The organism is Pseudomonas frederiksbergensis, assembly GCF_003732665.1.
Taxonomy (GTDB): Bacteria; Pseudomonadota; Gammaproteobacteria; order Pseudomonadales; family Pseudomonadaceae; genus Aquipseudomonas; species Aquipseudomonas frederiksbergensis_G.
This window is the reverse complement of sequence record NZ_MOBP01000013.1, coordinates 16,946-34,898: the sequence shown is the minus strand read 5'-3', so window position 1 is coordinate 34,898 and position 17,953 is coordinate 16,946. Positions and strand designations below refer to the sequence as shown.

The 17,953-nt window shown below is 59.8% G+C and carries 20 protein-coding genes; 7 read left to right on the top strand and 13 right to left on the bottom strand.

Annotation, left to right across the window (positions count from 1 at the left end; all coding sequences use genetic code 11):
• Positions 1-41: 41 nt before the first annotated feature.
• From BK665_RS20535 to BK665_RS20510, 6 genes are all read right to left on the bottom strand, one after another.
• Positions 42-1,568: a SulP family inorganic anion transporter gene (locus BK665_RS20535; RefSeq protein WP_123408475.1), complete on the bottom strand. Its 1,527-nt coding sequence runs from the start codon at positions 1,566-1,568 to the stop codon at positions 42-44.
• Between the two features lie 90 nt (positions 1,569-1,658).
• Positions 1,659-2,390 (bottom strand): carbonic anhydrase, encoded by a 732-nt coding sequence (locus tag BK665_RS20530; protein WP_123408474.1) that lies wholly within the window; start codon positions 2,388-2,390, stop codon positions 1,659-1,661.
• 243 nt (positions 2,391-2,633) lie between these two features.
• Positions 2,634-3,692: a PA0069 family radical SAM protein gene (locus BK665_RS20525; RefSeq protein ID WP_123408473.1), complete on the bottom strand. Its 1,059-nt coding sequence runs from the start codon at positions 3,690-3,692 to the stop codon at positions 2,634-2,636.
• A gap of 70 nt (positions 3,693-3,762) precedes the next feature.
• Positions 3,763-5,067, bottom strand: coding sequence for a c-type cytochrome (locus BK665_RS20520; protein ID WP_123408472.1), 1,305 nt, complete (start codon positions 5,065-5,067; stop codon positions 3,763-3,765).
• Positions 5,068-5,079: 12 nt separating this feature from the next.
• Positions 5,080-6,864 (bottom strand): GMC family oxidoreductase, encoded by a 1,785-nt coding sequence (locus BK665_RS20515; RefSeq protein WP_123408471.1) that lies wholly within the window; start codon positions 6,862-6,864, stop codon positions 5,080-5,082.
• 2 nt (positions 6,865-6,866) lie between these two features.
• Positions 6,867-7,607, bottom strand: a complete 741-nt coding sequence (locus BK665_RS20510) for a gluconate 2-dehydrogenase subunit 3 family protein (RefSeq protein ID WP_123408470.1) — start codon at positions 7,605-7,607, stop codon at positions 6,867-6,869.
• Between the two features lie 292 nt (positions 7,608-7,899).
• Here BK665_RS20510 and BK665_RS20505 point away from each other — a divergent pair, with 292 nt between their 5' ends.
• Positions 7,900-8,547: a phosphatase domain-containing protein gene (locus BK665_RS20505; protein WP_123408469.1), complete on the top strand. Its 648-nt coding sequence runs from the start codon at positions 7,900-7,902 to the stop codon at positions 8,545-8,547.
• 114 nt (positions 8,548-8,661) lie between these two features.
• Here BK665_RS20505 and BK665_RS20495 read toward each other — a convergent pair whose 3' ends face one another.
• Both BK665_RS20495 and prlC read right to left on the bottom strand, forming a co-directional pair.
• Positions 8,662-8,949, bottom strand: a complete 288-nt coding sequence (locus BK665_RS20495) for a YheV family putative zinc ribbon protein (RefSeq protein WP_123408468.1) — start codon at positions 8,947-8,949, stop codon at positions 8,662-8,664.
• Entirely contained in the window at positions 8,946-11,024 is a 2,079-nt protein-coding gene (prlC, locus tag BK665_RS20490) for an oligopeptidase A (protein ID WP_185076594.1), read from the bottom strand. The genes BK665_RS20495 and prlC overlap by 4 nt, the downstream gene beginning before the upstream one ends.
• 62 nt (positions 11,025-11,086) lie before the next feature.
• On the opposite strand from prlC, the gene BK665_RS20485 reads away from it, so the two are divergent.
• From BK665_RS20485 to BK665_RS20475, 3 genes are all read left to right on the top strand, one after another.
• Positions 11,087-11,632, top strand: coding sequence for a gamma carbonic anhydrase family protein (locus tag BK665_RS20485; protein ID WP_123408467.1), 546 nt, complete (start codon positions 11,087-11,089; stop codon positions 11,630-11,632).
• Between the two features lie 28 nt (positions 11,633-11,660).
• The gene (locus tag BK665_RS20480; RefSeq protein ID WP_123408466.1) at positions 11,661-12,311 is read left to right on the top strand and encodes an HAD family hydrolase; all 651 of its coding nucleotides are present in this window, start codon (positions 11,661-11,663) and stop codon (positions 12,309-12,311) included.
• Positions 12,312-12,496: 185 nt separating this feature from the next.
• Positions 12,497-12,955 (top strand): REP-associated tyrosine transposase, encoded by a 459-nt coding sequence (locus BK665_RS20475; RefSeq protein WP_123408465.1) that lies wholly within the window; start codon positions 12,497-12,499, stop codon positions 12,953-12,955.
• A 111-nt stretch (positions 12,956-13,066) separates the two neighbouring features.
• Here the strand turns inward: BK665_RS20475 and BK665_RS20470 are convergent, their stop codons facing one another.
• Entirely contained in the window at positions 13,067-14,158 is a 1,092-nt protein-coding gene (locus tag BK665_RS20470) for an aminopeptidase (protein WP_123408464.1), read from the bottom strand.
• Positions 14,159-14,218: 60 nt separating this feature from the next.
• On the opposite strand from BK665_RS20470, the gene BK665_RS20465 reads away from it, so the two are divergent.
• Both BK665_RS20465 and BK665_RS20460 read left to right on the top strand, forming a co-directional pair.
• Positions 14,219-14,641 carry a PA0061/PA0062 family lipoprotein gene (locus BK665_RS20465; RefSeq protein WP_123408463.1) on the top strand — a complete coding sequence of 141 codons (423 nt, stop codon included), beginning with the start codon at positions 14,219-14,221 and terminating at the stop codon, positions 14,639-14,641.
• A gap of 40 nt (positions 14,642-14,681) precedes the next feature.
• Positions 14,682-15,104 carry a PA0061/PA0062 family lipoprotein gene (locus tag BK665_RS20460; RefSeq protein WP_123408462.1) on the top strand — a complete coding sequence of 141 codons (423 nt, stop codon included), beginning with the start codon at positions 14,682-14,684 and terminating at the stop codon, positions 15,102-15,104.
• A gap of 6 nt (positions 15,105-15,110) precedes the next feature.
• Here BK665_RS20460 and BK665_RS20455 read toward each other — a convergent pair whose 3' ends face one another.
• The gene (locus tag BK665_RS20455; RefSeq protein ID WP_123408461.1) at positions 15,111-15,344 is read right to left on the bottom strand and encodes a DUF1161 domain-containing protein; all 234 of its coding nucleotides are present in this window, start codon (positions 15,342-15,344) and stop codon (positions 15,111-15,113) included.
• Positions 15,345-15,582: 238 nt separating this feature from the next.
• Positions 15,583-16,014, bottom strand: a complete 432-nt coding sequence (locus BK665_RS20450; protein WP_123408460.1) for an OsmC family protein — start codon at positions 16,012-16,014, stop codon at positions 15,583-15,585.
• Between the two features lie 240 nt (positions 16,015-16,254).
• Here BK665_RS20450 and BK665_RS20445 point away from each other — a divergent pair, with 240 nt between their 5' ends.
• Complete coding sequence (locus BK665_RS20445) at positions 16,255-17,256, top strand: LLM class flavin-dependent oxidoreductase (RefSeq protein WP_123408459.1); 1,002 nt, start codon at positions 16,255-16,257, stop codon at positions 17,254-17,256.
• Between the two features lie 64 nt (positions 17,257-17,320).
• Here BK665_RS20445 and BK665_RS20440 read toward each other — a convergent pair whose 3' ends face one another.
• Entirely contained in the window at positions 17,321-17,545 is a 225-nt protein-coding gene (locus tag BK665_RS20440) for a DUF1161 domain-containing protein (protein WP_123408458.1), read from the bottom strand.
• Positions 17,546-17,667: 122 nt separating this feature from the next.
• The gene (locus tag BK665_RS20435) at positions 17,668-17,883 is read right to left on the bottom strand and encodes a dodecin (RefSeq protein ID WP_054047931.1); all 216 of its coding nucleotides are present in this window, start codon (positions 17,881-17,883) and stop codon (positions 17,668-17,670) included.
• Positions 17,884-17,953: the final 70 nt, after the last annotated feature.

Genomic DNA, 17,953 nt, shown 5'->3' with positions numbered 1-17,953 from the left:
AGACGCCTTCGCGGGCAAGCCTCGCTCCTACAGGTTATTCGTTACCCGGTGGAGCCTACTCCGGTCGTGGTGCGCAATCTGCCTTCCAATCTACGCTTCAACCCCCGCGCCTCAATCAGCAGCTTCGAACCCTTGGCCGCATTCGCCCGGCCCCACTCCTCAAGCAACTCCAGACACGAATGGTCGATGTAGCTCAGGTTATTGAGCGGCACATGCACCGTCGCGCCCGCTGGAATGGTCCCAAGCACTTGGGTCAGCGCCGGCACCTTGAGGAAGGTCGCCGCGCCGATCAAGCGCAGTTCCATTTCGCCGTCCTTGGGCAGATCGATCAGGCTGATTTTCAGCCGTGAAGCTTTCCATGCCAGTTTGGCCAGGGTCAGACCGAAACCGATCAGCACGCCAGTCAGCAGGTCGGTGAAGATGATCGCCAGGGCGGTCGCCGCGTAGGTGAACATCGGCATCCGGCCATAACGGCCCAAGCCACGGAAGGCCTTGAGGTCCACCAGTTTGAAGCCGGTGTAGACCAACACACCCGCCAGGCTCGCCACCGGAATGCTTTGCAGCACGCTGGACAGCAACAACACGAACCCCAGCAGCCACAGGCCATGGAAAATCGTCGACATGCGCGTGGTGGCGCCGGCCTGGACGTTGGCCGAGCTGCGCACGATCACGCCGGTCATTGGCAGCGCGCCGAGCAAGCCGCAGAGCATGTTGCCCACGCCTTGCGCCGACAGTTCGCGGTCAAAGTCCGAACGCTCACCACTGTGCATGCGGTCCACGGCGGCGGCCGAGAGCAGGGTTTCGGCGCTGGCGATAAAGGCCACGGCGAACGCGGCGATCAACAGGGTTGGGTCGGCGAGGTTGAGCAAATCCGCCGGTTTCAGCCAGTCGATGGCTTCTGCCAGGTTGGCCGGGACCTCCACCCGTTTGACCTGCAAGGCGAGCATCAGGCTGGCGACGGTTGCCAGGCCTACACCAAGCAGTGCGCCGGGAATGAAACGCAGGGAATGCGGGCGGAATTTTTCCCACAGCCACATCACCGCAATCGTTGCCAGCCCGAGCAAACCGGCCTGCCAGCCCAACGACGGCAAGGCCTGGAGCACGGCGGCCGGGAACGCTGCGAGGTTATCCAGCCCCGACGGTTTGGGCACCGCGTCGAGCATCACGTGCACTTGCGACAGCACGATCAACACACCAATCCCGGCGAGCATGCCGTAGACCACCGCCGGTGCCGTCACCCGAAACCAGCAACCCAGTTTCAAGCGGCCGGCCACCAGTTGCAGGAAACCGGCGAGCAGCAGGATCGGCCCGAGCATTGAGATGCCATGCTGGCGCACCAGTTCGAACACCAACACCGCCAGACCCGCCGCCGGGCCGCTGACTTGCAGGGGCGAGCCGGCAATCCAGCCCACCACCAGACCACCGATAATCCCGGTGATCAGTCCTTTGGACGGCGGCAACCCCGAAGCGATGGCGATGCCCATGCATAAGGGCAGGGCCACGAGGAACACAACCACCGAAGCCAGCAGCTCCCGTGGCAGAACAGCTTTCAATTGCGCAGCACGCATAGGGATTCTCCCGAAGTTTTCTTCAGGCGTGAAAAAGCCAGGCTGCTTAACGAGCAGCCTCGGCTAAACCACACGAGGATTTAGGAGGTTTTAGAAGCGCGCTTTAGGCGTCGCCACCGGAATCGGATGACTGCCATCCAGAGGCAGGAATCGACCCTGGTCCGCGTCATAAGCTCTGATTTCGCTGGTTTCAATGCTGTAGACCCAGCCATGGATAAACAGATGACCGTTGGCCATGCGCGAGGCCACCGATGGGTGTGTGCGCAGATGCTGCAACTGGGCGATCACATTCTCTTCAGTGAGGATGTGCATGCTTTCGTTTTCGTTAGCGCAATTGCAGTTTTCCTGGACCATGGTTTTCGCCACTTCGGCGTGCCGCAGCCAGGCTTTGACCGTGGGCATTTTTTCCAGGCTTTGCGGGTTGAGCACTGCGCGCATGGCGCCGCAGTCGGAGTGCCCGCAAATGATGATGTGTTGCACGCCCAGGGCCAGCACCGCGTATTCGATGGCGGTGGAAACGCCGCCGTTCATTTGCCCATAAGGTGGCACAACGTTGCCGACGTTACGGGTCACGAACAAATCGCCCGGGGAGCTTTGGGTAATCAACTCCGGCACGATGCGCGAATCGGCGCAGGTAATGAACATCGCCCGGGGATTCTGGGCCGTGGCGAGTTTCTTGAAGAGCTCTTCCTGCTGCGGAAAGATTTCGTGATGAAAATGCAAAAAGCCGTCAACGATATGCTTCAGCGCTGCATCGGCGGATTCCGCCTCGGGGAGCGCTTGCGCCGACGCAGCCAACGGCTGTTTATCCATGTCACTCATGATTCATCCTCTTTGACGGAGTCGGGAAAGTGTCCCGTTGTATCCGGTATGAAGCCAGTGGCTGTTTAAAAAACGTCCAGGTCGCAGTCCACGACCCGTCAGTCACTCGATGAACAAGGTAACCGTCGAAACTTAACTCAAACTGAATCAAACGCTCTAGAACGTGTGTTCCAGGTCACAAAAAACGTGACCAGCGTAATGGCTCAGTGCCTTTTACCCTACTCAACCTTAGGCCAATTGTCCTCAAATCAACGACATTTGGCGACCCGGCGGACAGAAGGCATCGCAATCCAGATCAAACCCTTCGCGCCGATTGAGCCCCAGACGCTTGATGGCTTTGCTGAAGCGCTGGGCCAACAGGTCGGCGAACGGTCCTTCGCCGCGCATCCGCGCACCGAATCGGCTGTCGTAGAGTTCGCCGCCTCGACTTTGCCGGATCAGGCTCAGCACATGGGCCGCACGCTGCGGGTAGTGGGCGGCCAGCCATTCCTCGAACAGCGGCGCGACTTCCAGGGGCAGGCGCAACATCATATAGGCCGCGCTCTGGGCTCCGGCCGCTTGGGCCTCGGTGAGCAGGCTTTCGAGTTCGCTGTCGTTGATCATCGGAATCATCGGCGAGCACAAAACTCCCACCGGAATCCCCGCTTCGCGCATCACCCGGATCGCCCGCAATCGCGCCTTGGGTGCTGCAGCGCGGGGTTCGAGGATGCGCTTGAGCTCATCGTCCAGGGTGGTGAGGCTGATCATCACCGCCACCAATCGCTGTTCGGCGAGTTCAACCAGCAGGTCCAGATCGCGCAGGATCAGCGAACCCTTGGTGATGATGGTCACTGGATGACGGTAACGCAGCAGCACTTCCAGGGTTTGGCGGGTGATTTTGTGTTCGCGCTCGATCGGCTGGTAAGGATCGGTGTTGGAGCCGAGGTTGATCGGCGCGCATTGATAGCCGCGTTTGGACAGTTGTTCTTCCAGCACATCAGCGGCGTTGGTCTTGGCGATCAGCTTGGTTTCGAAATCCAGCCCCGGCGACATGTCCCAATAAGCGTGGCTGGGCCGCGCATAGCAATAAATGCAGCCGTGCTCGCAGCCGCGATAGGGATTGATCGAACGGTCGAAGGGCAAATCCGGCGAGTTGTTGCGGGTGATGATGGTTTTCGCCGTCTCGATGCGCACCTCGGTGCCCTGGGTGACCGGCGCTTCCTGATACCAACCGTCATCCTCGGCCACCGAACGGTTCGGCGCGAAGCGGTTGTGCGGATTGGTGGCGGTGCCGCGGCCGCGTGGCGGAAGAGGAGTGGACATGAAAACGCCTCGATACTGGTTTTATATACAGTAGCGAGGCGTTGTTCATCTGGCTAGTGCCGCTGGGCGATCAGTTCTTCTGGGTGACCTGGCCCAGGTCATCGCCCGAAGTGGTTTTCATATCATCCTTGCGCAAATCAGCCACGGTGCTCGCCTTGACCGGCGCGCCTTTGTTGCCCCAACTGCCGCGAATGAAACTGACTACGTCCGCCACTTCCTGATCCGATAAACGCCAGGCGAAACCCGGCATGGTGAAGGTCGACGGCGCGGTGTGAGTGGCCGGCAAGGTGCCGCCCTTGAGCACAATGTGAATCAGCGACGTCGGGTCCTCCGACTGCAACACCGGATTGCCCGCCAACGCCGGGAACACCCGGGTATAGCCATGACCGTCGGTACGGTGGCACGCCGCGCAGTTGTCGATGTACACCGAGGCGCCAGGCTGGCTGTCGTCACCCTTCCACAGCGCTTGCGCGACTTGCTTGTCGTACTGGTGCGGCTGGTCGTTGGGATCATTGGCCGGCAGGGATTTGAGGTAGCGGGCAATCGCGGTGAGGTCGGCGTCGGTCATGTATTGCATGCTGTGGGTGACCACATCGCTCATACCGCCGAATACCGCGCTGCGGTCACTGCGCCCGGTCTTGAGGAATTGCACCAGTTGCTCTTCGCTCCAGCTACCGAGGCCGTCCTTGTGGTCGCCGCGCAGGCTTTTCGCGATCCAGCCTTCCAGCGGCGCGCTGCCTGACAGAAAAGTGCTGCCTTCGCCGGCATTCAGGGATTTTTCCTGCATGGTCAGGGCACGCGGCGTATGGCATGCGCCGCAATGTCCGAGGCCTTCCACCAGATAAGCCCCACGACTGACTACCGCATCGGCACCGGGCGCTGCCTGGTAATCCGCCACGGCCGGGGCGAACAGCCAGCGCCAACCCATCAGCGGCCAACGCATGCTCAGCGGCCAGGGAATGTCGCTGGCCTTGTTTTCCTGGGCCACCGGCGCCACGCCGTGCATGAAGTAGGCGTACAAAGCCTGCATGTCCGGTTCGGTGACGCTGGCGTAGGACGGATAAGGCATCGCCGGGTACAACGTGCTGCCATTCTTGGCGACACCGTGGCGTACGGCTTTATCGAAGTCTTCGAAGCTGTAGTCGCCCAGGCCGGTTTTGTCCGGGGTGATGTTGGTGGAGTAGATCGTGCCGATCGGCGTTTCCATCGGCAGGCCACCGGCGAACGGCTTGCCGTCCTTGGCGGTGTGACAGGCCACGCAGTCGCCGGCCCGTGCCAGGTATTCGCCTTGTTTGATCAGGTTTTGATCAACGTCAGCGGCGCTGATCGAGGCGCTGCTGAGCAGGGCGAAGGTCGCGATAACGAGTGCTTTCATGGTTATCGCTCCTTAAGCCTGAACCAGTGGGCCGGGGTTTTTCAGGTACTGCTCGCGGATCGCCCGGGCCGACCAGTAGGTCAATGCGGCGACCAGGCCTGTAGGGTTGTAGCCCAGGCCTTGTGGGAAAGCTGACGCGCCAGGGACAAACACGTTGTGCACGTCCCAGCTCTGCAAGTAACGGTTCAGCGCGCTGGTTTTCGGGTTGGTGCCCATGATCGCGCCACCGTTGAGGTGGGTGGTCTGGTAGGCCGCGGTGTTGAAGTGATCACCGACCTGCTTGCCGATCACGGCGATGGCTTTGGGGCCCATGGCTTCGGCGATCTTGCCCATTTTTTCGACCATGAAGCGGTTCATCTTGATGTCGTTTTCCTGCCAGTCGAAGGTCATCCGCAGCAGCGGCAAGCCGTAGGAATCCCGGTAAACCGGGTCGAGATCGAGGTAGTTGCCACGGTAGGACTGATGCGCGCCGTGGGCGTCCATCGACACCTGGTGGGTGTAGTAATCGGCGGTGGCGCGTTTCCAGGCACTGCCCCAGGCCGGGGTGCCTGGCGGGTTGGAGGTCCCGGCAATCGGTCGGCTGCCGGCCTGGTTGACCCACATCGGCGAACCGCCGACGAAGCCATGCGGTCCGTGGTCGAAGTTGTCGGCGTTGAAGTCATCGATGGCCACGCCATTGCCGCCGGCACCGATGAAGTTGTTGGTGTGGGTGTCCTTGTCGAAGAACGCCTTGATCGTGGCCATGTTCTGGTAGGCGAAATTCTTGCCGACCACGCCTTCGCCGCTGATCGGGTCGTACGGCTTGCCGATGCCCGAAAGCAACATCAGGCGCACGTTATGGAACTGGAAGGCACCGAGGATCACCAGGTCGGCCGGTTGCTCGATCTCCCGGCCCTGGCCATCGATGTAGGTGACGCCGGTGGCTTTGCTCTTGGTGCTGTCGAGGTTGACCCGCAGCACGTGGGAGTTGGCACGCAGTTCGAAATTCGGCAGCGGCTTGAGCGCCGGCAGAATGTTCACGTTCGGCGATGCCTTAGAATACATGTAGCAGACGTAACCACTGCAAAAACCGCAGAAGTTGCACGGCCCCATCTGCGCGCCGTAGGGGTTGGTGTACGGGCCAGAGGTATTGGCCGACGGCAGGTTGTAGGGTTTGTAACCTACGGCCGTGGCCGCTTTCTGAAACAGTTGTGCGGAAACCGTATTCTTCTGGGATTCCAGCGGGAAAGGGTTAGAGCGATCCGGCGCGTAAGGGTTGCCGCCCTTGCCTTCGCCGACCAACTGACCGTTCACCGTCCAGGCCTGGCCCGAGGTGCCGAACACTTTCTCGGCGTAATCGAAAAACGGTTCCAGTTCTTCATAGCTGACGCCGAAGTCCTGGATGGTCATGTCCTTGGGGATGAAGTGTTTGCCGTAGCGTTCTTCGTAATGGCTGCGCATCCGCAGCTCGATGGGGTCGACCCGAAAGTGCACGCCGGACCAGTGCAGACCCGCGCCGCCCACGCCATTGCCGGGCAGGAACGCGCCGAGCTGGCGGTTCGGCAGCGCGATGTCATTCACGCTATGGCGAATGGTCACGGTCTCTTTGGAGATGTCCTGGAAGAGTTTTTTCCGCACGCTGTAGGTGAGTTCGTCGATCACCTGGGGATAGTTGCCGTCAGGGTAAGTGTCCTGCATCGGCCCGCGCTCCAGCGCCAGCACGTTCAGGCCGGCTTCTGTCAGCTCCTTGGCCATGATCGCGCCGGTCCAGCCGAAACCGACGATCACCGCGTCGACCTTCTTCATTACCGTTGCCATGCTTATGCCCTCTCGCCGCGAATCGAAACTGCCGGGAAGGGGTATTGCTCGTTGCGTTCCACCCAATCCATGAAATCGGCGCGGGCGCCGGGGAAGCCGATCATGGTCCAGCCGACCATGCCTTTGTTGCCGCCGTGGATCGGGTCGCAGAAGAACCCTTCCTTGGTGTTTTGCAGCAGCAGGTTGAAGAAAATCTTCGACGGCACGCTGGCGAAATCGGGTTTTCCGGCCTCGAGTTGCTTGAGTAAATCGTCTCGGGTAGCGCTGTCTTGCTCAGCAAATACTTTACCGTTGAAGGTTTTCGACCAAGCGTCCGTGGCGGCGATGCCCAGGCGATAGATCTCTTTGGGTACGAGTTTGCTCTGCCAGCCCATTTCCGCCGGGGCGTCGGCATTGAACGGACCCTGCATGAACCACAACGCGCCGGCGGCGTACGGGGTGTTCATCTGGCGATCGATGTATTCCGGCACGCCGGCTTCCAGGGCGCCGGGGCCTTGGGCATCGTTCGGGATCAACTGGGCGACGGCAGCCTTGATGAACGTCCATTCTTCGGCGGTGAAGTAGCTGGGTTCATAGGTGCTGGCGCTGACGGGCGTCTTGCCGGGACTGGCAGGCGCCGCTTCGGGTGCGGCGAGCAGCACGGAACTGCCCAGCGCGGTACTGGCGACGGTGACCACCGGGATCAAGGTCAGGGATTTGCGCAAAAACTCACGCCGGGGGTTGTCTCGATCTTGATCAGACATGGGGTGCACCTCATCAGGCATTGATGGTTTTTAGCCGTTTCGTCGAACGGCTTTTCGTTTTGGCAGGAAGGCGGACGCTGGGCATTCAGGGAGAACGCCGCACTTCTGCAAACTTTGGTAACAAATGGTAGCAGCCTAAGTATCAGGGTGAATCGATTCAGCAGAAATAAAACCGGGTTATGCGACGAAAGTCGCTGCATTCACGATTCTTTGACAAGGGCCTCACAGCGCTTTGACCGCTCAAGGCTGAAGCTGACAGCCATATCCGCTTCCTCCTGCACGGTCGCCCAGCATGCCCAATACCCGTCTTATCCCAGCGATGTGTCTGTCGTTGATTGCCTTTTTCAATCTATCGCTGGCAGTGGCCGACGACAGCGCATCGCCGCGCCCTGCCGAATGGGCGCAATCGGTTGAGGCGAAATACAACCTCTATCAAATGTCGCCAACCCTGTACCGCAGCGCTTTGCCGGACAGTGGCGTCGTGCCGCTGCTGGAAAAACTCAAGGTCGCAACCGTCATCAACTTCTTGCCTGAATCAGACTCGCGCTGGTTGTCCGCGCCGGGTATCAACCTGGTCCAACTGCCTTACCGCACCAATCACGTGGATGACGCGCAGGTACTCGCCGCCCTTCGCGCCATTCAGGACGCGGAGGCCAAAGGCCCGGTGCTGATGCATTGCAAACACGGCTCCGATCGCACCGGCCTGATGGCGGCGATGTACCGGGTGGTGGTGCAGGGTTGGAGCAAGGAAGACGCACTGAGTGAAATGACCCAGGGCGGTTTTGGCGACAGCACCCACTTCAAGGATGGCGTTCGCTACATGATGCAGGCGGATGCCGACAAATTGCGCACGGCACTGGCCAGCGGGGATTGCAGCACCAGCCCGTTCGCCATGTGCTCGATGAAGAGCTGGTTCAAATCCGCGAACGTCGAGAAGTAGGAAAGCCGAAAACCTTGTGGGAGCGGGCTTGCTCGCGAATACGGTGTGTCAGTCAACATCTCTGCCGAATGACACGCCGCCTTCGCGAGCAAGCCCGCTCCCCCAAGGGATCATTCAGTGTTGCTCGTCAGGCTTTTTCTTCAGTTTCGGGTTCGGGAAGAATTGCACCGCCTGAACCTTGGCGTCCGGCACTTTCAGCGCCGAAACATTGACCCGCGTGCCCAATTCCTTGGGCACGGACAAACCTTGTTCATTGAGCGTGTCGGAATAACCGCAGGCCACGCACTCACGGTGCGGGACCTCGTCTTCGTTCCACATCATCAATTTGTCCGGCTCGCTGCACGCCGGGCAGACCGCCCCGGCGATAAAGCGTTTCTTGGTGATCACAGGCCCCTCGCTCATGCTGCCGCGTCCTCACTCAGGCCGCTGTGGCGCAAGAGTGCGTCAATCGATGGCGCACGGCCACGGAAGTCGACGAACAGCACCATCGGCTCCTGAGAGCCACCGCGGGCCAGGATGGCTTCGCGGAAGGCGCGGCCGGTTTCGGCATTCAGCACGCCGTCTTCTTCAAACTTCGAGAAAGCATCAGCGGACAGCACTTCCGCCCACTTATAGCTGTAGTAACCCGCCGCGTAACCGCCGGCGAAGATGTGGGCGAAGCTGTTCGGGAAGCGGTTGTAGGCTGGCGGACGCATCACCGAGACCTCGTCACGCACGCCTTCGAGCACTTGTGCCACGCTGCGGCCGTCGCCGTGGGTGGCGTGCAGTTCGAAATCGAACAACGAGAACTCCAGTTGGCGGACCATCATCAGGCCGGACTGGAAGTTTTTCGCGGCGAGCATTTTGCCCAGCAGGTCTTGGGGCAGCGGTTCGCCGGTTTCGTAGTGACCGGAAATCAGCGCCAGGCCTTCCGGCTCCCAGCACCAGTTTTCCATGAACTGGCTTGGCAGTTCGACCGCATCCCACGCCACGCCGTTGATGCCGGACACGCCGGCATGCTCGACGCGGGTCAGCAGGTGATGCAGGCCATGGCCGAATTCGTGGAACAGGGTGGTGACTTCATCGTGGGTCAGCAGCGCAGGCTTGCCGCTGTCGGCCGGGGTGAAGTTGCACACAAGGTTGGCCACCGGGCTTTGCAGCACGCCTTCAGCGGTGCGACGACGGTCGCGGGCGCCGTCCATCCAGGCACCGCCACGCTTGTTGGCGCGGGCGTAGAGGTCGAAGAAGAAGCGGCCGACGTGCTGGCCGTTTTCCTTGATCTCGAACAGACGAACGTCCGGATGCCAGGTGTCGAAGCCTTTCTGCTCGGCGATCTCGATGCCGTACAGGCGCTGGACAATGGCGAACAGGCCGCCCAGCACTTTGTCGATCGGGAAGTAGGCGCGCAGGGCTTCCTGGGCAACGCTGTAACGTTGTTCACGGAGTTTTTCGCCGTAGAAACCGCTGTCCCAGCTTTGCAGGTCCGGGCAGCCCTGTTCGGCGGCGTAGGCCTTGAGCTGTTCCAGGTCCTGGGCGGCGAATGGTTTGCTGCGTTTGGCCAGGTCCCGTAGGAAACTGAGTACCTGGTCGCTGGATTCGGCCATTTTGGTCGCCAGACTCAGCTCCGAGAAACTGGCGAAACCCAGCAGCTTGGCCAGTTCCTGACGCAGGTCGAGGATTTCTTCCATCACGGGGCCGTTATCGTTCTGACCGGCATTCGGGCCTTGGTCCGACGCACGGGTGCAGTAGGCGGCGTAGACTTCTTCGCGCAAGGCACGGTCGTGGGCGTAGGTCATCACCGCGTAGTAGCTCGGGAATTCCAGGGTAATCAGGAAACCTTCCAGACCTTTGGCTTGTGCTGCAGCAGCCATTTGCGCCTTGGCCGAATCGGTCAGGCCGGCGAGGGCGGCTTCGTCGGTGACGTGCTTGGTCCAGGCCTGGGTGGCGTCGAGCAATTGATTGGAGAAGCGGCTGCCCAACTCGGACAGCTTGCTTTGTACTTCGGCGTAACGCTTCTGTTCGGCTTCCGGCAGGTCGATACCCGACAAACGGAAGTCACGCAGGGCGTGTTCCAGGATAGTTTTCTGCGCCACGTCGAAACCGGCGGCTTCCGGGCTGTTGGCCAGGGCTTCGAAGGCCTGGAACAGCTCGCGGTTCTGGCCCATCTCGGTGGAGTAGGCGCTCAGGGCTGGCAGGCAAGACTCGTAGGCTTCACGCAATTCGGCGCTGTTGCACACGGCGTTCAGGTGGCTGACCGGGCTCCAAGCGGCGCCCAGGCGATCATTGAGTTCGTCCATCGCCAGCACCAGGCCGGCCCAGGTCGGTTGTGTGGCCTGGGTTTTGAGGATCTCGATAATGGCGGCGCGGTTGTCAGCCAGGATCTGTTCAATGGCCGGTTGCACGTGCTCGGCGCGGATCGCCGAGAACGGCGGCAGGTCGTAGGACTGCAAAAGAGGGTTGTTCACGCTCACGGTTGGCACCTTGGCTGGAAGAAACATGCGGCCATCTTAATTACAATCGACGCTCACCGCAGCTATCAGCGACAGAGAGAGAACCTATCGTGACCCTTCGCAAGTATCTGAACCACACGCCGCTACTGGGCAAAGGCGCTTTTGTCGACGGCTCGGCGGTGGTAATCGGCGACGTCGAAATCGGCGATGACAGCTCCGTCTGGCCGCTGACGGTGATCCGCGGCGACATGCACCGCATCCGCATCGGTGCGCGCACCAGCGTCCAGGACGGCTGCGTGCTGCACATCACCCACGCCGGACCGTTCAACCCGGATGGCTTTCCATGCTTGATCGGCGATGACGTGACCGTCGCCCATAAAGTCATGCTTCACGGTTGTTCGGTGGGCAGTCGGGTGTTGATCGGCATGGGCAGCATTGTCATGGACGGTGCGGTGGTCGAGGACGACGTGATCATCGGCGCCGGCAGCCTGGTGCCACCGGGCAAGCGCCTGGAAAGCGGTTTCCTGTACGTGGGCAGCCCGGTGAAACAGATTCGCCCGCTGACGGACAAGGAACGAGCGTTTTTCACCTACAGCGCGGCGAACTACGTGAAGCTCAAGGACCTGCATCTGGCCGAAGGCTACGACCAGCTCTGAACCGTCTCACTCTTGCCCAGGATTTTTCATGCATTACCAAACTGTTCTGTTCGACCTCGATGGCACCCTGACCGACCCCCGCGAGGGCATTACCCGCTCGATCCAGTTCGCCCTGGCCAAACTGGGCATCGATGAGCCCGACCTGACCAAGCTCGAACACTTCATCGGCCCGCCGCTGTTGCAGGCGTTCATGCAGTTCTATGAGTTCGACGAGGCCAAGGCCTGGGAGGCGGTGAATTTCTACCGCGAGCGTTTCAAAGTCACCGGCCTGTACGAGAACCGCGTGTTCGATGGCGTTACCCCGCTGCTGGAAACCCTGAGCGGTCAAGGGCGACAGCTCTACATCGCCACCTCCAAACCCTGGGTATTCGCCCGGGAAATCGCCCGGCACTTCGACTTCGCCAAGCACTTCAAAGTGATCTACGGCAGCGAACTGGACGGGACGCGGACCAACAAAGTCGAACTGATCGCCCATTTGATCGCCGAAGAAGGCCTCGACCCGGCCAACACCCTGATGATCGGCGACCGCAAACACGACTTGATCGGCGCCCGTAGCAACGGGCTGGACGCGGCAGCGGTGGGGTACGGTTTTGGCAGCCGCGAAGAGCTAAGCGCAGAGGCGCCGGCTTATCACTTTGAAACGCTGGAAGAGATGCATCAGGCGTTTTTGCAGCGTTAGCAAAATCGTCTGCGCGGGCAAGCCTCGCTCCTACAGACGCATCATCACCACTCGACGCGAACCTGTAGGAGCGAGGCTTGCCCGCGAAGGCGTCCCAGCAGACACATCCTGACCTAATGTCCTCACTCCGATCCCTTCTGATCGTCCTAGGCTAAAACCAAGGCCACGATCAAGGAGGATCATCATTGCCAGAGCTCAAACATGCCCATCGATTGCGCAACGGACGCTATTCGGAATCTGGGCAGATTTATCTACTGACGGCCGTAGTTCTCAATCGAGAGCCGCTGTTCAACGACTTCAAGTGTGGGCGTTTGGTGGTCGACGCCTTTAGAACGGCAGAGCGAGAAGGGTTCGCGACGTCATTAGCCTGGGTCGTCATGCCGGACCATTTCCATTGGCTGATCGAGTTACAAAACACTCAACTGCCCACGTTGATGGCTCGGACCAAATCACGCATCGCAGTGACGCTTAATCGTGCGGTCGGACGCCAAGGTCCGGTTTGGCAACATGGGTATCACGACCGCGCCATTCGCAAGGAAGAAGATTTGCAGGCGGTTGCTCGATATATCGTTCGTAACCCTATACGCGCGGGATTGGTCTCGAAGGCTGGGGATTATCCGTTGTGGGATGCGATCTGGTTGTGATTTCAAAGACGCCTTCGCGGGCAAGCCTCGCTCCTACAGAATAGCGCCGTACGCATCATCACCACTCGACGCAAACCTGTAGGAGCGAGGCTTGCCCGCGAAGAGGCCGGATCAGCCGCCGCTATTCTCCAACCCTGCCAACACTTTCAACGCCGCCTTACGCTCATCAACCGGCAATCCACCCAGCCTCTCAACCTCGGCATAAAACCTCACCCAATCCCCATCCACCTGCTTGAACAGCGCCGCAAACGCCGGCACCCACTGGTCATACAAGCCAAACGGCAGCAGCTTGGCATTGTTCATCGGCGCATTGACCCATGCGTCATAACGCTTGTCGCCGGCCCATTGGCTGTCGCGCAGCGCTCGATAGTCGCTGCGCAGCCGTTCGAATTCTGCAGCCTTGCGTTGGCGCATTTGCTCGACGGGCAGGGGCAGGGCGTACAGGCGTTCAAGGCGTGTGCGGGTGTCGAGAACCAGTTGCGTGAGCTGGTCACGCTGTTGCATCGACTTGCCGTTGTCCGGGGCGAGGCCACGGCTGGCGCGCCACTGGCGGGTGCCTTCCTGTTCGACAAAGGTGGCGAAGGACTCGTTGAACTCGGTGTCGTCCTTCACATAAAAGCGCTGATGGGCCAGTTCATGAAAGATCAGCGTGGCCAGACGCTCGTCGCCCCAATTCATCATTGAGCTGATGATCGGATCGTTGAACCAGCCCAGGGTCGAATAGGCCTCGACCCCGCCGATCGACACGTCCATGCCTTGCAGCCGTTGTAATGCCGCCTCGCCCCGGGCCGCGCTCTGGCTGTAATAGCCGCGATAGGCCACGCACCCGGCGATGGGGAAGCAATGGTTTTGCGGGGTCAGGGAAAATTCCGGCGTGACGAACACATTCCACACGACATAGGGCCGGCCAATGTCGGCGTAGAGGCGATAACTCTGATTGTCCGGCAGGTGCAGTTGCTGGCTGGCGAACAACCGGGCCTTTTGCGACTGGGCCAGGTGCGCACGCAGTTTCGGATCGCGTTGAGGATCGGCAATCACCTCGGCCACCGGTTCCCGGGACCGCAGCAATTGCAGTTGGCCGCCCGCCAGCTGGCTGTAGTAGCTGACGCTGGCGCAACCGTTGAGCAATAAAAACAACACACCCGGAAACAAAACGCGCAAAACGCGATCAAGTAACCCAAGGCTTGGACGCGGCCTGATCACAATAAGAACATCCCTGGAAAGTCTGCCCACAAGACTATCCCGCCACACTGGAGCTCCGCTATGCGCATGTTGATGCTGACTGGAGGCCTGCTGACGCTGGCCGGTTGTGCCGGATTCGGAATGCCCGATCCTGACCCGAACCAAGCGTGGATCGATCTGGCTTCCAAGCAGGAAGATTCGGCGTTGCAGGCTTTGAAAGTCGATGACAAGACCGCGACTGACAAACGCTTCTTCGAAGTACAACCCGGCAGCCATGAATTGAAGGTTCGCTACCAGTTCGCCGTCGATCCCACCAACATTGGCCCCGCCAGTGAGCCGCTGTGGCGCGATTGTCAGTTGAGTGTGAAATTCAAGGATTTCAACGCCGGTGAGCGCTATCAACTGCAAGCGGGGAATATCGGTTTCCGGCCCTGGGCCAAGCTCTATGACCAGCAGCGAAATGTGATCGGCCAGGCCACGCCGGCTGGCTGCCAACGCACGTGATCGGCGGTATGCTGGATACCCAATCATCGGGACATTCATCATGCGCAGGTTGTTGCTGTTGCTCACCGCCAGTAGTGTTTTATCCGGTTGCCTGAGCCCGTTGCCGGCCGTTGATCCACAAATGGCCTGGGTCGACATGTCGACGCCGACCCCCGGTGGCAAGTTGATCATGGCTGAACGCCTGGATCACCAGCGCTTGACCGATGGGCGGTTCTTTCAGGTCACCCCCGGCAGCCATGAGTTGATAGTGCGCTTCGACTTCGAGGAGTTCAGCGGCGGCTCGGGGTTGATGATCGATCCCTCCGAGCGTCTTTGCTACCTGACCATCCGCTACGACCATTTCGAGGCCGGCCAGCGCTACATGCTGGAAGGTCGCTCGCTGGCCTTCACCCCCAGCGCCCGGCTGTATAACGCCAAGCGCGAGATCGTGGCGGAGGATCGGGAGGTCAATTGCATCATGTGAGGCCGATCAACGATCGTTCTTTTGGTAGATGATCTTTTTGCTGCCGTTTTCGCACGAGCCGACGACCATGTTCTGATCGTGGACTTCGTCATTGCTGACGATTTCCAGGGTGTAGGACGAGACGTTATTGGCCTGGATCTTGGCCTCGATCTCGGCCTTGAGTTCTTCGCAGGATTTGGGTGCCGCGAGGGCCGAAGTGGCCAGTGCGCAACAGATAATCGCCAAGGCAAAACGTTTCATGGTTGAAGCTCCCTTGAGGCAGCACGCCAGTGGATGCGTTTGAGCTGCTGTCATTTATTCGACCATAGTTTTGCAGAACGAGTTCTGACTTCGCTCACAAAGCGCGGGTTTAGCCGTTGGGGTTGGGTCGTTTGTTAGATCGCCTTCGCGAGCAAGCCCGCTCCCACATTTGGAATGCATTTCAAAATGTGGGAGCGGGCTTGCTCGCGAAGGCGTCAGTTCAATCAGCGCCTAAATATCAGGAGATCAGCGTGGCATCCAGAGTGATCTTCGCGTTCAGCACTTTGGAAACCGGGCAGCCTTCTTTGGCCTTGTTGCTCAGCTCTTCAAATTGCGCCTGGGTCGCCCCGGGGATTTTCGCCTTGAGGATGAGTTTCACCGCTGTAATCTCAAAGCCTTCGCCGACCTGGTCCAGGGTGACCTCGGCTTGGGTATCGATGCTTTCAGCCGTGAGGTTTGCACCGCCGAGGATCATCGAAAACGCCATGGAGAAACAGCCCGCGTGGGCTGCGCCGATCAACTCTTCCGGATTGGTGCCCTTGCCGCCTTCGAAACGAGCCTTGAAGCCGTAGGGCGCTTCCCTGAGAACACCGGTTTCCGTGGAAATGGAACCGATGCCGGTTTTCAGATCACCTTCCCAGTGAGCCGATGCTTTCTTCGTGATAGCCATGTCTGCCTCCTCAAGATCCGGCGCGGAATGTCGCGCCTTCGTGGTTTTCGGTTGCTAAGGGTTCTGAGGATAGAAGACTTGGCAAAGTTCACCTTGTCGGAACAAACCGCTTATCTGGTAGGCAAATTCAGGTCTGCTATTGAAACTCGGGTATATGCCCTCATTGCATAGGAAACGCTTTTAGACTCGGCAGGTTTTCGTTCGTGAAAAAACCTGCGCCCCCATTGGAGAAGCAGGTTTATGAAACGACTGTCCGATATCAAGTTCTCGACCCTCGACCTGGTGCCTGTGCGCGAGAACGGCAGCCCAGCCCAGTCGCTGCGCAATTCCCTGGACCTGGCACAGCACGTCGAAAAATTTGGCTACACCCGTTTCTGGGTCGCCGAACACCACAACATGGACGGCATCGCCAGTTCCGCTACTTCCGTTCTGCTGGGTTACCTGGCCGGCGGCACCTCGACCATTCGCGTCGGTTCCGGTGGCGTGATGCTGCCCAACCACGCGCCTCTGGTGATCGCTGAACAGTTCGGCACCCTGGAAAGCCTGTACCCCGGCCGTATCGACCTGGGCCTGGGCCGTGCTCCCGGTTCCGATCAAATGACCGCTCGCGCACTGCGTCGTGAACGCTCCGGCAGCGCCGATGACTTCCCGCAAGACGTTGCCGAACTGATGCGCTACCTCGGCCCACGTACCCCGGACCAGCGGATCATCGCGATGCCGGGCACTGGCACCAATGTCCCGGTCTGGCTGCTCGGTTCGAGCTTGTTCAGCGCGCAACTGGCTGGTGAGCGCGGTTTGCCCTACGCCTTCGCCTCGCATTTCGCACCGCGATTCATGCACGAAGCGATTCGCGTCTACCGTAATCACTTCAAGCCGTCGGCGGTGTTGGACAAGCCCTACGTGATGCTCGGCGTGCCACTCGTGGCGGCCGACACCGACGAGCAGGCCGATTACCTGGCGACCTCGGTGTACCAGCGAATCCTGGCGCTGATGCGTGGCCAGAGCCTGGTGCAACGTCCGCCGGTGAAAACCATGGATGGCCTGTGGCTGCCCCATGAGAAAGAAGCGGTCGGCGATTTCCTCGGCCTGGCCATGGTCGGCAGCCCACAGAAAATCCGCGCCAAACTGGAGGTGCTGATCGAGCAGACCCAGGCTGACGAGCTGATTTTCACCAGCGACCTCTATGAACATGCCGATCGCGTGCATTCCTACGAGTTGCTGGCGCAGGTGATGAAGGGCTGACGCTCAAACTGCGGGCATAAAAAAGCCGACGCCATTGCGTCGGCTTTTTCATTCTTGAAGGAAATCAGCCACGCTTGTAGACGATTTCCTTGGCGCCTTTCTCACACTTACCAACGACTTTGCCGTCGGCAGAGGCGCCTTTATCGACAATTTCCAACGAATAACCGGAAACGCCTTTGGCATCGATTTTCGCTGCGATTTCGGCCTTGAGCTCTTCACACGACTTGCCGTCAGCAAAGGCTGTTCCTGCAAGGCTCAACAAACCTACCGCCAAAATAAACTTCTTCATCGGTCGCATTCCCTGGTCGGATCAATAGGGGCACCCGGCATTCAGCCAGGTGCACACATGTAGCGCTTTGCCATTCCCTATGGCACTCGGCCAGCGCGCAAGTTCAGAAGACTAGCTCAAACTCAGCTGCTGGCAATCCGGAACCCGACTTTGAGCGTCACCTGGAAATGCGCAGCCTTGCCGTCCTTGATGTGCCCGCGGGTTTCGGTCACTTCGAACCACTCCAGGTGCTTGAGGCTTTTGCTGGCTTCGGCCAGCGCGTTGTTGATTGCATCTTCGATGCTGGTAGGGGACGAGCCGACCAGCTCGACTTTCTTGTACGTGTGATGGTCAGTCATGGCGTTCTCCTTGGGGTATGAAATACAGCCTAGCAGTGATTTTTCGTATTACTTCTGTCGGCTATTCCCA